Genomic DNA, 14,287 nt, shown 5'->3' with positions numbered 1-14,287 from the left:
AGCATAAAGGCGGTAAAAGGCTGCCAATCTGTAAAAATGAGCAAATCACGTCGGAGATATGGATGTTTTTTGCTCATTTTGTGATTTTGGATATCTGAATAACCTATTCTCGGTCAGGCTCCTAGAGGTTCGTTATGGTGTCCAGATTTCAGATGCCAGTTTGTTGCTTGAAGCAGCGAAGGACGGACAAGGCATTGCTCTTGGCAGGGCGTCACTGGTACAAAAGGAACTTGAGCAGGGAAGCCTGGTCAAGCTGTTTGATATTGAACTAGCATCGTCGTTTTCTTATTTTCTGGTTATGCCCCAGAGATCCATAAATCATGGGGCTGCACAGAAGTTTGCTGAGTGGCTTAGAGAGGAGTGCAAGTCGTCTTATCTGGACGAAACTCCTGAGTCATCGCTGTCTGATTCACTGGAATAAAAAGTTGACTTGTTAGCTTTAGCTTCCTTTTTTAAAGCTTTCTCATCCCAACAAAAGCCTTCTGTCATCTCAACAGTGGGCCAGTTTGCAGGATTTTTAAACTTGGGTTGATTGAATTTCTTCTTCCGTGATAGAGAAAACCTGCAGCGAAAGCGTGAAATCGTTCAGGTTCAGTCCGGGCATAATGATGGCCGGCTGTTCTCCGGGAAAAACAGCTTCTGAAGAGCTGATGGCAACGGAACCCGTAGTCAGTTTCCTGATACTGCTCCACCCTTCCTGTCCATCAAAAATATCTGGATACAGTGAGAACAGAAGATTCTTTCCCTGGGTATCCGTCATCAGAAGAGTGACCAGATAAGCCTCTTGCATATCGATCTGATTAAAATGGTAGAGCCAGGATGCCGGGATAACAGGTTCAGGTATCGAGGAGTCGTTAAATTGGGCTTGAGGCTTGGTTTGCAGTGAAATTTTCATCTTTTGACTGCTGGCATCAGCATAGGCCGCATAATTAAAAGTATTCTCTGGAATATTCAGCAACTGAGGTGCTGGCGCAGTCTCTATTGGGTGAGAGACACTCAAACCAGAAATATGCTGATTCCTGCCTATTTGAGAGACATCGCTTATTTCAATCACTTCACTGGTTGGCTGTTCACTGTCGTGTGAATAAGTGCTGTATGCCAGGTTGATTCTGTCACCGATAACCGCCACTGATGGTGTTCCTGCAATAATGTCTCCGGAGGCATCGGTATCCACTTTACTGGATCGGCTGATGGACCATTTGTATTATTTGCCACTTTGTTTCAATATGGCAATAGCCAGATAGAGATGACTGTCAGCCACAGAGGCCTTTAAAACTTCGACTCTTTGAGGGTCATAGTGGCTCAGGTCTGGAAGATCTCCCGTTTTATCTTTTCCCGTCAGATAAGCCAGAACAAAGCCGCCTTTATAGGGCGTTGCGGCAACCCCCAGTAAAGTTTCTGGTATTTTATCGTGCTCCTTGAAAGCGGGTGGTAGCGTCTTGAATGCTCCCGTTAGCTCTTCGGGTTTACTGACAGGGGCGGCACTGTACGCCATTTCAATCTGCCGGTTTTTGTTTAGCCAGGTCAGACAGAGATGGTTTTTGATGCCTGTATTTTTCGGGCAGAAAGACAGGCCAACGGAAGGGGGCAGGGTCTTAGCCAGTGTGACTGGAGCGCTCTGTTTCTGGTCTGACTGAACAGTCACTTTTTGGATGGAACCCAGTGTTGCTTTAGGTTTGATATCCAGTGCCTGATTGGTCGAGGAAAAAAACAGCATTGTTATCAGTAAGGGGAGCCAGGGAGATAGACGTTTGTGGATCTTTTTCATGGTTTTGCCTGTGGAGGTAACAGTCAGCATGAAAGGTAAAGTGTAGGAGAATGTTCCGGACCTATAGTCAGCCGATGAGAATAAAGTGAATGTATGACTGTATTTTTATTGGAGTGCGGTGTTCTGGATAGAGTTGAATGATACAAACAGAGTTAAAGACTGTTTTAGTCGTATATTTAGATTTTAGGCGAGTCTGCTTTTCGGTCCGGCAGCAGATTAATTTATTCTCGTTTACTCAGACCAGTGAGCCGTTACCTTGTGATTTGTTTCAACTCTGAAGCCAGCTCCTCAAAGTATGGATTCCAGGTCAGCCGGGCATGAAGCTTTCCTTCTTCTGTATAACCAAAAGCGGAATACCAGACATCTTCTTCATTGCGGCAGTCTGCTTCCAATCCGTCTTCACCATTGTTACACATTCGATAAGCCCCATTGATTCCATAATGGGTATTATCCGGTGCAAATAAAGGGGCCATGTGTGAAATATTGCTGATCTTATGTTTCGGCAGTCTGGAGTTCAGTTGATTGACGCGTGAGTCACGGCTGTCAGACTCGTTGCTGTACCAGATCAGTTTGCTATCAGGGTGTGTGAAGCGTGATTCAAAGAGACCAAGGATCGCTTGAGAATCAAGGGCACTGTCGTCTGCACTTAAAGTGACTAAAACGGGGCGGTTAAACTGGGTCGCCTCGAGTTGATCTCTGACACGCTTGCTGGTTTGGTAATACACACCAGCCGCATTGAAAGTGAGAGAGTCATACCGGACATAGTTATCGACAGGGTCTATGTCTGCCCAGTCCAGAAACTTTGAGGCAATTGGGGCCAGTGCTACAAGGCTGCTGTCTGATTGGAAGGCTGGAGAAAAAAGCAGCAGGCCTTCGATACTTTTATCATCAATGGCATAGCTGGTCACCAGGTTGCCACCGGTAGAAAATCCACCCAGCCAGACTTCATCAACTTCTGACTTCAAGAGCTGAGTATGGTGTTCAACAGCGTTAATCCAGTCGGCCACTTCAACATTCATCAAATCTGCCGGTTTTGAACCGTGTCCGGGCAGCAAAATGACCCGAACCAGAAAGCCCTGTTCGGCAAGTAGCGGAGCAATATCAATGAAAGAGTATGGGGAGTCCCCTAATCCATGGACCAGTAGAACACCTTTGGTTTTATGGAGAGTTTTTTCAGGCTTCAATTCAAAGGGGGCGTTAGCATTGATTTCTTTTTCATGATCATTGGTTATGAAAGCCCTGTTGGCATCTAGCCAGTTTCGGGTTTCCTCAATGTAGAGGTCAAAGCTCTCCTGAGTACACTTTGGAGTCTGTTGTGAAGGCTTGAATGCCGGTGAGTCTGGAGGTTGTACACAGCCAGTCAGAGCCAATGTCAGGGCAACAACCAGGAGACCTGATTTTTGGCGCATTGTCGTTTCCTTGAATGTCTTGACCAACAGATTCATCTATCCCGCCCAGCTCATATTATCTTCATAGACGTGAAAAAAATGCCCGGATGTTTCCGGGCAACTGCTAAGCACACACTAAACATAGAAATAACAGGAATTATTTTTTCTCCTTCTTTGCCATGCGTTCCTGAATTCTTTCGAACCGCTCCAGTGGCATGCCATTTTTTGCCAGTGTCAGTTCTTTCACCAATGAATCATCCCTGGTCACGATGGAAACGGAATACCCTTTGTCATTGGCTTTGATTTCACCGACTTTGACGTTAGGGTTGCCTTTCATAAGCAAACGCGCAGAGGCCAGAGTGCGGATTTCATCCGCAGTGAATTCGCGTTTCATGAATGCTTTCATTTCCTTGCGCCCGTGCTCTCCTCTCACGCCATGTTTGCCTTTTTTTCCGCATTCGCGGTGCTCATAGCGACCTTCGTGTTTCTCTGAGCTGTTCTTGTCATCATCACCCCACCAGGCCAGTGCGGAAGTGGCGGTGAATAGGCTAACAAAGGCAGCAGCGACAGGGAGTTTGCGATTCATCAGGTGTTTCTCCAATAAGGTTTCTACGATCCTCATTAAAGCCTGAGGATGTCTCAGAAATGTCCCCTGACTCGCCTAAATTGTCGCAAATTGTATCAGTCGGGTTGTTTGACAAGATTTGATACATATTTCTTTAGACAACTGCATATAATCGAATGAAATACAGTTCTGGCGTCAGCACTATGGGGCATAGAAAACATATTCTGGTGGTCGATGACCACAGTGAAATTCGCGACCTGTTAGGCAAATACCTTGGACAGCATGGCTATGAAGTCAGCCTGGCGGAGGGTGGCAGGAAAATGCGCAAGGTTCTGGAGAATCATTCAGTGGACCTGGTCGTCCTGGATGTGATGATGCCAGAGGAAGATGGCCTGAGCCTGTGTCGTACCCTGAAAGAGCAAGGGGGCCCTCCTGTTATTATGCTGACAGCTCTGGGGGAAGAAACTGACACTATCGTAGGGCTGGAAATGGGAGCAGACGATTATGTCTCAAAGCCATTCAGCCCCAGAGAATTACTGGCCAGAATCAAAGCCGTACTCAGGCGTCTGGAGCATTTACCCAGCCTGGATAGAAAGCCTGCAGAGGCCAGTAAAAAAACATTTGCTGGCTGGGTACTGGATATTCACCAGCAACAGTTGGAGCGAAGAGACGGTTTGCTGGTGCCATTGAGCACCGCAGAGTTCAGACTGCTGGAAGTTTTTCTGGGTCACTCCCGTAAAGTATTGAGCCGGGATCAATTGCTGGACATGACCAAGGGACGAGAAGCCCTGCCATTTGACCGCAGCATTGATAACCAGATTAGCCGTTTGCGCAAGAAGATTGAGCCCGATCCCAAGAGTCCTTCCCTGATTAAAACGGTCTGGGGTGGGGGCTACAGTTTTACGGCTGAGGTATCAGAACTTTGATTCGGTGGATAAAAAGACTATGGCCGTCCAGTTTGGCGGGGCAGATGGTTTCCCTGGTACTGGTAGCGTTGACACTGTCGGTCGTGATCAGCACATTCATTTTAAGTGCCGCCTATAACCGTGCAGTCGATGACATCAATCAGGGCGCATTGCTCAGGCGGGTAGTAACGCTGGTGGAACTGTTGGAATTGAGTCCTGAAAGTCTGCATCGATCCATTCTCAAGGCATCCGACACCCGTAATGAAAAAGTACTTCTCAGCGACCACAGTATGGTTCATAAGGAATCAGGACACAGGGCCAGAATAGGCGCGATTAAGTATTTATTGAAAGAGCTGGGCCCTGAGTATCAAGGACGAGTCCGGGTCGATCTGGAGAGAAATGAAAGTGACTGGTTCGACTATGACCGGAAGGAGCATTGGGGTCGATCAGAGCGGTCTAGCTTTAGTCATAGCGAACAGGGGCACAAGTCAGAGAGATCCAGAGATGATCGGATAGAGCATTGGAAAAAATCGGAGAAGTATCGGGAGTGGCGTAAGCATAAGGGAAAGAAACTGGTGTTTCTGGAAGTTTCTATCAAGCTGAATAATGGTCAGTGGCTGAACTTGCTGACTCGATCACCCCCCATTCCAAGAGTGTTGCTTAAGCAGACTCTGTTGTTTATGAGTATTTCAGTTTTGTGTGTCCTGCTGGCGGTCATTTTTATGGTCAGAAGGATCACGCGCCCTATGAAAAAGTTGTCGGCCGCTTCCCATCGACTCGGTTTAGGGGAAAATGTGGAGCCTTTAAGAGAAGAGGGGCCGGGAGATATTCGTGAGACGATTCAGTCCTTTAACTTGATGAATGAAAGAATGCAGCGATTCGTGTCTGATCGTACCCGTATGCTGGCTGCTTTATCCCATGATCTTCGCACCCCCATCACGACTATGCGACTGAGGGTAGAGATGATGGAAGAGTCGGAGGATCGCAGGCAGATGCTGGCAACACTGGATGAAATGCAGCAAATGTCAGAAGCGACTCTGGCCTTTATGCGACAGGCATCCGATAAAGAGAAGACCCGAAAAGTCGATCTTAATGCTCTGCTGGATAGCCTCTGCGAAGATATGGTAGCGATGGGGCATGACGTTCAGTTTAAGGAAAGCCCGGAAGTGATCATGTCATGTCGGTTGGTGAGTTTGAAAAGAGCTCTGCGAAACCTGATCGAAAATGGTGTGAAGTATGGAACCTCGGTCAGTGTTGCTCTGGGTCAGCAGGAAGGGGCTGTCAAAATATTGATTCAGGACCATGGACCGGGAATACCAGAAGACACTATGGAAAAAGTCTTCGAACCTTTTGTCAGGCTCGAAGAGTCACGTAATCGTGATACCGGTGGTATGGGGCTGGGATTATCGATAGCCCGCAATATTATTCACAGCCATGGCGGTGAGATCAGGCTGGAAAATAATGAGAAGGGACTATTGGTAACCGTGCTGTGTCCTGTGCAGTAACGGTTATGGGCTCTTTGCAGAAAAGAGCCCACTCAAGCACTTCTGGCTCAGGCTCTTAGAGCCTTCTGATTTTAAACCTGCGACCTTTGATTTTACCTTGTTCCAGCTGGGCTAACGCCTTGCGACCGCTGTCTCTCTTTATGGCCACATAAGCGACGAAATCAAAGATATTGATTTTGCCGACCTGATCCCCCGGAATACCGGCGTCGCCTGTCAGGGCTCCCAGAATGTCTCCAGGACGTACCTTGTTCTTTTTCCCGCCATCAATGGCCAGAGTCACCATAGGCGCTTTGGAAGGTGGCTGTGTTGAGGGCTTTAGAGCTTTATGATCACCAAAAGTGAGCTCAGTCCGCAGGATGTCAGCAATCTCATCTAGCTTGTATTGTTCACGGGAGGTGTGAAGATTCAAAGCCAGCCCTTCTTTACCGGCACGGCCTGTTCGACCGACTCTGTGAACATGGATTTCTGGATCACGACTGAGGTCATAGTTAATGACGGCTGCCAGATCATCAATGTCCAGACCTCGGGCTGCCACATCGGTGGCAATCAGAATGTCAGCACTCTGGTTTGAAAAGCGTACCAGCATCTGATCCCGTTCCCGCTGTTCCAAGTCACCGTGGAGCACCAGTGGCTTATAACCCTGCTCATAAAGGTGGGTACCCACTTCCTTACAGGTCTGCTTGGTATTACAGAAAATCACGGCAGAGGCGGGTTGATAATGATTCAGCAGCTTACAGAGAGTTTCTGGCTTGTCACCATTCTCCGCTTGATAGAAAAACTGCTGAATGTGTTGGTGAGTATGCAATGACTCGACAGTCACCTCTTCAGGCTTAGTCTGGAACTGTTTGCTGAGCGCTCTGATCTGTTTAGGATAAGTGGCCGAATACAGCAGCGTTTGCCGGTCAGACGGAGTGTGAGTCAGAATGTTCTCAATGGCTTCAATGAAGCCCATATCCAGCATTCGATCCGCTTCATCCAGCACTACTGTCTTTATTTGATCGATAGTAAGCGTTTGCTTACGTAGGTGGTCCTGAATCCTGCCCGGTGTACCGACAACAATATGAGCGCCATGAGCCAGAGATCCAATCTGAGGACCTATTGGTTGACCACCGCACAGAGTCACGACCTTGATGTTCTGGCGATAGCGAGCCAGTTTTCGGATCTCATTGGCTACCTGGGTAGCCAGCTCGCGGGTAGGGCAAAGTACCAGACCCTGGCAACCAAAAAAGCGTTGCTCAATCCCCAGAAGCATTCCAATAGCAAAGGCTGCCGTTTTGCCACTGCCGGTTTTGGCTTTGGCGATCAAGTCCCTGCCGGCCATGGCCAGAGGTAAGCTCTTTTGCTGGATAGGGGTCATTTCCCGGTAGCCAATCTGCTCCAGGTTGCTCAGCAGCGCTTCGGGCAGCGGCAATTCGGAAAAAGGATGTGTGCTCAAGGTGGTCTCGTTGATATGGAAATTCGGGGCACGGAGTATAACAGAGCTAGCGAAAAAGCGTGGGTGTGGAGTATACCCATGAGAGAACAGCCTTTTTATATAAAAAGAGCTGCCAGAATAAAAATCCGCACTACAGGTCTGAACTGGTTGATAATCCAGTCAAAAAACTGACCTACATCTCTCCTGTCTATGACAAAGTGTTGCCCTGACAGGGTGAGCGTGACACCACCTGTTGAGTCAGGTTGAAAATTGATAACGGTGGCTTGTTGGTTTGGAGCAATCAATTGAGCCATAAAAGACGTTTGTGTTGCACTGAGCTCTTCAATGTTTTGCAAAGAAGTTCCTTCCTCTGATCCTGGTTGGAAGCCATAAGTGGGCATTAATAGTGCAAGACTGGCCTGATCATGGGTTGCCTGAAGCTCGTAAATAGCATCATTGTGTATGGCAGGAGGAAGCTGAGGTGCAGAAAACTTCAGCTGCTGCTGAATGTATTCAATGATGGCTGTCGTCAGTGAAGCAGGGGTTGAAGCACCTTGTGTCTGGTGAAGAGGAGCCGTCGGTAAACTGTCAGTAACGCCTGCGTGGGTGAATAGAGTCAGCAATGTCACTTCCTCATTTACCAGAAAGGTATTGAGAAGAGTAATTATCTCATCGATATTGACCGGGACACTTTGCATGCCCACTTCTGTAATAATCAGAGCCTGATTGTTTTCCACCGGGTGTATGTGGATAACGGTAATGGTCCCATCTTTTTGTATCATCCGGATAATGACTTTTTTATCTGAAAGCAGGAGCGTCTTGAGTTCAGAGAGTGAGTGAGCTGCTAATTCGATATTAAAACCCGACAATATAGAGATCAGGGCATTCAGTTCAGCGTCGCCTCTCATCAGTAACATTCCTTCCCCACTGGGCAGTACTGAGCCTCCACTGCCTGAAGTGCCGTAACCTTCTTGCTTAAGCAGTTTAATAAGATTGTGTGCAACAGAAGAGCCTTCTGAAACCTGTACCGGAGCGGACATAAACTGAGGTTCAGACGACGTATGGTATTGAGTCATGGGAGCTTGATAAACCATGGGGGTATCAGGCTCTTTGGGAGATGGATCATCCTCACCTGGGAGGTGAGGGGTTGCTGATACATCGGATGCTACTTCCACGCCCAGATTGGTATGAGAGTCATCGTGAGTGGGGACACTGCCTTTGTGAACCAGAGTGGTGTCAAAACTGTATTTGGCACCGGCTGGCAAAGATAAGCCGGAACCAGTACCTACCATGGTTGAAGAGGCTACATAGCCACCCGATGCCTGTCCTGGGTCTCGTAACAAGCGGGAGCGATCCATCTGGTCAGTTAACGTATCAACCTCATCTTTATCCTTATCATCCGGATTTGAGCCGGTTTCCATTGGAAGCGTTTCATCTGCATGCAGCTGTGTTAATTGTGCCTCTTGCTCATCTTCCTGCTGATTAATCATGTCCTGCATACACTGCAGGCAATAATGCCCCCCAATGCCGTTTGGCTCCATGGCCACTTTGTGTTCTCTACACAAGGGTTTGTCGCAGGGAGGTTTGTCTGCTGCTCTTGCTTTCGGGGCAGACGAGGCCATAACAGCAAACAGCATCAATAGGAGGCTGACAATGCCAGCCGTCTTGATAGAAAAAGGTTTCACAGATAAACAGGAGTCCATTGCTGCAGTCATTCATGATTTTATTTGGTTGTAATGGGAATGAGGGTAGAAGATAGATCGCCATATTGCTCAGAAAGCAACTGGTTAGAATGACCGTTTACCAATCATGAGGAGAATTGTACTTTCGCTTTTTGAAAGTGGACTTGTGAATAATTCAGGGAAGTGACCGACTTATAAACAGAATACTTCTCAGGAACAGACCATGAGCAAACAATCCACCTCGACAGAGCTGGAAGCGGGGGCCAACCCCTTCATCTGGCTACTTGGGCTGATCGCAGGGGGAGCCCTGTTTGTCATGACACTGGTATTGCCTGCACCTGAGAGTATGCCCGTTGCCGCCTGGCAATGCGCAGGTCTGGCCCTCATGATGGCCGTGTTCTGGTCTCTGGAAATACTGCCCATTCCAGTGACGGCACTGCTACCACTGCTACTGGCTCCGCTGGTGGGGCTGGTATCTCTGGATAAAGCGGCTTCGGCTTATGCCCACCCAGTCATCTATTTGTTTCTGGGGGGATTCATGCTGGGGCTGGCTATGGAGCGCTGGAACCTGCATCGTCGAATTGCTCTGCTGACCATGCTCGCATCAGGAACCGGAGAGCGTCGGCAAGTCATAGGATTTATGCTCGCGACCGCATTTATCAGTATGTGGGTGTCCAATACGGCCACGGCAATCATGATGCTCCCTATCGGTATGTCGGTCATCAAAATGATGAACGATGAGCGAGGCTCTCATGGTCATTTTCCTGCGGCTTTGCTTCTGGCTATAGCCTATGGCGCTTCTATTGGTGGCTTTGGCACTTTGATTGGAACGCCGCCCAATGCTTTGCTGGCGGCCTTTCTCAGCGAACAATACGGCATTGAAATTGGTTTTGCTCAATGGATGTTGATTGGCTTGCCGGCCACTTTGCTGATGCTGGTGGTGACCGGCTGGTGGCTCAGTTCAGGAGGCTATAAGCTCCGCCCGGGAGAAAGCGAGTCCGTACGGCAGTCTTTAAAAGAACAACTGGCCTCCATGGGCTCCCTCAGCCGGGCTGAAAAGTGGGTGGCAGTGATTTTTACCTCGACCGCTTTATGCTGGGTTTTCAGACCCTGGCTGTCCGGTTTTATGCCGGGGATACAGCTGACCGACACGGCCATTGCACTCACAGGCGGCTTGCTGATGTTTATCATTCCCGTGCGGTGGGGAGATAAGCTCGACTTTCTTCTTAATTGGAAAGACATTCGCAGATTGCCCTGGGATGTTCTTCTGCTGTTTGGTGGTGGTCTCAGTCTGGCAGCCATTATCCGTAAAACCGGACTGGCGGAATGGATAGCGAGTAACTTTCAGGTACTGGATGGATTACCGACTATTGCTGCCATTGCACTGGTGGTTTCTGTCATTATTTTCCTGACTGAAATTACCAGTAATACGGCTACTACCGCAGCCTTCTTGCCGCCGTTGGGAGCGTTGGCTGTCTCTCTTGGGCTGGACCCGGAAGTTCTGGCTATTCCAGCGGCCATTGCGGCCAGTTGCGCCTTTATGCTACCCGTGGCCACGCCGCCCAACGCTATTGTGTTTGGTTCCGGTATGCTGTCAATTCGTCAGATGGTGCGAAGCGGCCTGCTGCTGAATCTGGCGGGTATCATTATCATCACTGTGTTGTGCTCCCTGCTGGTGGACAGGGTTTTCTAGCTGTCTGGATATTCAGACTCCGGACAGGAACAAATAAGCGGCAAAGGTTGCCCAGCTGAGGCCCAATAGCAGCCAGGGCAACCAATGCTGTTTATAGCGGGTCACTTCCTCAGTAATGGTTTCAGTCTCTGTAACAGGATTCTCAACCTGTCTTTTGACTTTCTTCAGGTGCTTGTCGAGTTCCCGGGCTTTGGCTTTCTGTTGCTTCTTATAGTGCTCAATGCCTTTCTGAATGCCCTGGGCGATCAATTTGGTCTGTTCTTTGCTCTGACCCGGTCGCTGGGTGGCTTTGGCTACCGACATAGCCTCTTCATGGGTTTTGGATGAATCGGCTTTTTTCTGGGGTCTGGCCATATCGTATTGAAGTCTCTGGAGCATGGAAGGGAGAACGGGATAATAAAACAAGACCCTAGCGAAATCAGCTAAGGCTTCTAAGATTAATGTCCAATCATAATAATACTTTCAAAAAGCTATGAAGACTGTGCTTCGGTTATTGCTGCTGGCCATGATGTTCAATGGTGTTGTTCTGGCAGATGAGAAGGATGGTAAAAACAAATCCGGGATACCTGAAGAAAAACAGAACAAGCAGGGAGAGCTGGAAGAAGAGGCAGATGATGTCATTATTGACGTCGACGATTTCCTGCTAGGGGAAACCGTTGCCTGTCCCAAGGGATGTGGGGGAGCCTGTAATCATTTTTTGCCTGCACCCAGAAATCGCCGGTTTTATCCTGCCGGGGAAGACCCGGGCAATTGGTATATGTTGCCAGATGAAAACGCGGATAAAGCCAGAAACCGCTGTAACCCTTTAAGAGCTGGCCTGGATGCTATGGATCAACTTTTCTACGGAACGGCCTCTGTACTGGGATATGTTGCCATGGTCAATCAGGCGATTCTGGGTGGCGCAATGGCCTGCCTGAATACAGTGGTAGCATTTTGCCAACAGATAGACCTGAGGCCTTCCCTTGATCAAAATCAAATGATTGAACTGACTGGCAGTGATTCAGTCATAGAAGAGTTTGTGTCACGGGCAATAGAAAAACAGGCCAGTCTGGCTCAATTAGGGGTATTGGTTAACTGGTCTCTGGATCCATTATCGGCAAGTTTTTTTACGCTTCCATTATGGCTCAGGGTGAGGCAGTTAAACGGTTATGGTGGTTCAGTATTTTCTATGATTCAGAGCTGGATCAAGGCTTATCAGTACAGACAGTCTGCATACAGTAGCGTCGAATTCTCTCTGGCAGATGCTTTACCTCAGCTATCATCCCATGCCTGGTTGATTGTAAATCATAATGGCTCTGTAGTGTTTGCCATAGCGAATACCGGTCCCGATCTCTATAGCTTTATGGTGCATTCCAGTCCGTTTGTTTATCTGATCAGGGAGAAGAGAGCGGTGGATAATCTGGTTTATATTATTAATGAACTGGTTTATCCACAGACTCAATCGGGCGATGCCTGGTATTTCTATGATTTGGGGAAAGTGGATTATTACGAACCACCTTCCCAGTCAGAAGAAGATGAAGAGGACTTTGAACCTCAGGATTAAGCAGGCTTCTCAACCGTATTTTCCAGTTTGAATCCTCGAGCCTTGTAGTTATCCAGAGCGCTGGGGTGATCCAGAGAACAAGTATTAACCTGAACTTTTTTTGCTCCCCAGCTCCAGGCTTCTTCTATGGCCTTGCAAAGGAAGCCGCTTCCCAATCCCTGACCGATAAAGGATTTGGCCAGACCAAAGTAGGCCAGTTCAACGATATCTTCTGACTTTTTCTGCAATTCAAAGTATCCGGCAGGACTGCCTGATTTGTAGAGTACCCAGGTTCTCAAGTTGGCGGATTCAACATAGTCCTGCCACTGTTGCTCTGTCCAGGTGAGTTTGTCTGTCCACTCCCAATGTTTGCCCACAAACTCATACAGAAATCGGTTGTACTCAAATAAATCCTCAGAACATTCTCGTACTTCAAACCCACTGTCGGGTAATGGTTTTCTGATCAACTCGGAAGGCGACGTCATCGCCAGATACCAGATGGTTGTTATTTGCGCTGTTTTCTCAGTCATCGGTGCTCGAACTTCTAGTACTGCTGCAAGCAGCGGGTCAATTCAGGCTGATCATAAAGCTCTTTTTGAGGAAAACATACCTTAATTTTTAAAGCGAAACTTATGAAGAAAGATGAAAACAATCAGTTATTAACTCTTTCTTAATATTGAGTGAATGAAATGAAGGATTGAGGTTTTCAATCAGGGTATGAAAAAAGCCGATAAGGCAAACATGATTTGAATCAATAGATGCTTTTCTTCGATATTGGCTATTCAGTCTCTTCCCAATAGTATTCAGGGATAATCTTTTGTTGATTAAATGATTGCCGGCAGGTGTCGGGGCTTTAATTCGCCTGTCGGTTAGTCAATAGATTTGAACTGAGCACACATCAGTTTGTAGTTGTTAACTCCTTAAAAGAGACCTCTAATGAAAAAGACGCTTCTGGCCACTGCTGTATTAATGGCCTCTTCGTCTGCTATGGCAGCTTGGACTTCTTCTGATGGTACTTTAACCATTGGTGGTGATGCTGAAATTAACTTTGACGTTATTAATAACGACCAAGGTGTTGGCAGAGACGATAAAACCAATACACAACTGGGCGATGATTCTCGTTTTCTATTGGATGTTGCCTGGATGAATACACAAGATAATGGTGCATTTGTAACGGCAAGAGCTCAGCCTTTGATTCGTACCGACGGCAAAGTGGAAGTGGATGATGTTTACTTCGGTTTTGGTATGAAAGACGCCTGGATGTTCCAGATTGGTCGATATGAAGCCATGGATCTATTCCCTCTGGGTAAAGATGTGGCGGTATTCTATGCCGCAGGTTCTGATGGTATTGGTGACGGCATCTATTACTACATGGCAAAAGAGGGCCGTGGTCGTAGTGATGATGCAGGTCAGGCTCGAGTCGTGGGTGAATATGGCAACTGGACTGCAGAAGTCTCCACCGTTTATGGCGATACCAGTGGTGTTCTTAGTGGCTCAACGGATTACCTGGATGATGGTAACAAAATCATTGAATCGGATAATAACAGCTTCATGATTCGACCTGCGGTCAATTACCTGAGTGCTGATGGTTTTGTCAGTGTCAGCTTTGGTGGTGAATATGAAGCGAATAAAGATTCTGTCAGTGTGACCAATACAGAAACGGGTGAGGTCTATGACCTTTCTCATCGCTACGGTTTATCTGCAACCACTACTCTGAATTTGTAACTATTCAGCACCCCCTGCTGGAAATGGGTGGTGCTGAAATGCTTACCGCACAAGGGGTAGAAAAAGCTGTCTGATCGTTTAGCTTTCTGAAAAAGGAGTTTTTGACGAAAAATGCACCTA

At 47.7% G+C, this 14,287-nt stretch carries 14 protein-coding genes; 6 read left to right on the top strand and 8 right to left on the bottom strand.

The genetic code is table 11. The annotated features are described in order from the left end of the window. Positions 1-58: 58 nt before the first annotated feature. Positions 59-421: a LysR substrate-binding domain-containing protein gene (locus ACR2PX_RS03000; protein ID WP_433997877.1), complete on the top strand. Its 363-nt coding sequence runs from the start codon at positions 59-61 to the stop codon at positions 419-421. 96 nt (positions 422-517) lie between these two features. Here ACR2PX_RS03000 and ACR2PX_RS02995 read toward each other — a convergent pair whose 3' ends face one another. From ACR2PX_RS02995 to ACR2PX_RS02980, 4 genes are all read right to left on the bottom strand, one after another. Further along, positions 518-1,174: a hypothetical protein gene (locus ACR2PX_RS02995; RefSeq protein WP_433997876.1), complete on the bottom strand. Its 657-nt coding sequence runs from the start codon at positions 1,172-1,174 to the stop codon at positions 518-520. A gap of 30 nt (positions 1,175-1,204) precedes the next feature. Continuing rightward, complete coding sequence (locus tag ACR2PX_RS02990) at positions 1,205-1,768, bottom strand: hypothetical protein (protein WP_433997875.1); 564 nt, start codon at positions 1,766-1,768, stop codon at positions 1,205-1,207. 251 nt (positions 1,769-2,019) lie between these two features. After that, entirely contained in the window at positions 2,020-3,177 is a 1,158-nt protein-coding gene (locus ACR2PX_RS02985; RefSeq protein WP_433997874.1) for an alpha/beta hydrolase, read from the bottom strand. Between the two features lie 136 nt (positions 3,178-3,313). Then, on the bottom strand, positions 3,314-3,742 hold the full coding sequence (locus ACR2PX_RS02980; protein ID WP_433997873.1) for a hypothetical protein: 429 nt from the start codon (positions 3,740-3,742) through the stop codon (positions 3,314-3,316). Positions 3,743-3,897: 155 nt separating this feature from the next. On the opposite strand from ACR2PX_RS02980, the gene ACR2PX_RS02975 reads away from it, so the two are divergent. Both ACR2PX_RS02975 and ACR2PX_RS02970 read left to right on the top strand, forming a co-directional pair. Next, positions 3,898-4,647 carry a response regulator gene (locus ACR2PX_RS02975; RefSeq protein WP_433997872.1) on the top strand — a complete coding sequence of 250 codons (750 nt, stop codon included), beginning with the start codon at positions 3,898-3,900 and terminating at the stop codon, positions 4,645-4,647. A 44-nt stretch (positions 4,648-4,691) separates the two neighbouring features. After that, entirely contained in the window at positions 4,692-6,131 is a 1,440-nt protein-coding gene (locus ACR2PX_RS02970) for an ATP-binding protein (protein ID WP_433997871.1), read from the top strand. A 55-nt stretch (positions 6,132-6,186) separates the two neighbouring features. Here the strand turns inward: ACR2PX_RS02970 and dbpA are convergent, their stop codons facing one another. Both dbpA and ACR2PX_RS02960 read right to left on the bottom strand, forming a co-directional pair. After that, on the bottom strand, positions 6,187-7,566 hold the full coding sequence (gene dbpA, locus ACR2PX_RS02965; RefSeq protein ID WP_433997870.1) for an ATP-dependent RNA helicase DbpA: 1,380 nt from the start codon (positions 7,564-7,566) through the stop codon (positions 6,187-6,189). Positions 7,567-7,661: 95 nt separating this feature from the next. After that, positions 7,662-9,230 (bottom strand): hypothetical protein, encoded by a 1,569-nt coding sequence (locus ACR2PX_RS02960; RefSeq protein WP_433997869.1) that lies wholly within the window; start codon positions 9,228-9,230, stop codon positions 7,662-7,664. 220 nt (positions 9,231-9,450) lie between these two features. On the opposite strand from ACR2PX_RS02960, the gene ACR2PX_RS02955 reads away from it, so the two are divergent. Beyond that, positions 9,451-10,920 (top strand): SLC13 family permease, encoded by a 1,470-nt coding sequence (locus tag ACR2PX_RS02955; protein WP_433997868.1) that lies wholly within the window; start codon positions 9,451-9,453, stop codon positions 10,918-10,920. A gap of 12 nt (positions 10,921-10,932) precedes the next feature. On the opposite strand, the gene ACR2PX_RS02950 is transcribed toward ACR2PX_RS02955, so the two are convergent. Continuing rightward, complete coding sequence (locus ACR2PX_RS02950) at positions 10,933-11,274, bottom strand: DUF2956 domain-containing protein (protein WP_433997867.1); 342 nt, start codon at positions 11,272-11,274, stop codon at positions 10,933-10,935. A 118-nt stretch (positions 11,275-11,392) separates the two neighbouring features. Between ACR2PX_RS02950 and ACR2PX_RS02945 the strand changes: the two genes are divergently transcribed. After that, positions 11,393-12,463 (top strand): hypothetical protein, encoded by a 1,071-nt coding sequence (locus ACR2PX_RS02945; RefSeq protein WP_433997866.1) that lies wholly within the window; start codon positions 11,393-11,395, stop codon positions 12,461-12,463. On the opposite strand, the gene ACR2PX_RS02940 is transcribed toward ACR2PX_RS02945, so the two are convergent. After that, positions 12,460-12,972: a GNAT family N-acetyltransferase gene (locus tag ACR2PX_RS02940; RefSeq protein ID WP_433997865.1), complete on the bottom strand. Its 513-nt coding sequence runs from the start codon at positions 12,970-12,972 to the stop codon at positions 12,460-12,462. The two genes, ACR2PX_RS02945 and ACR2PX_RS02940, sit on opposite strands and share 4 nt — an antisense overlap. 406 nt (positions 12,973-13,378) lie before the next feature. Here ACR2PX_RS02940 and ACR2PX_RS02935 point away from each other — a divergent pair, with 406 nt between their 5' ends. Continuing rightward, complete coding sequence (locus ACR2PX_RS02935; RefSeq protein WP_433997864.1) at positions 13,379-14,167, top strand: carbohydrate porin; 789 nt, start codon at positions 13,379-13,381, stop codon at positions 14,165-14,167. The last annotated feature ends 120 nt before the right edge of the window (positions 14,168-14,287 follow it).

The organism is Endozoicomonas sp., assembly GCF_051008435.1.
Lineage (GTDB): Bacteria > Pseudomonadota > Gammaproteobacteria > Pseudomonadales > Endozoicomonadaceae > Endozoicomonas_A.
The sequence above is the reverse complement of the archived record's forward strand: the minus strand, read 5'-3'. Positions and strand labels throughout refer to the sequence as shown.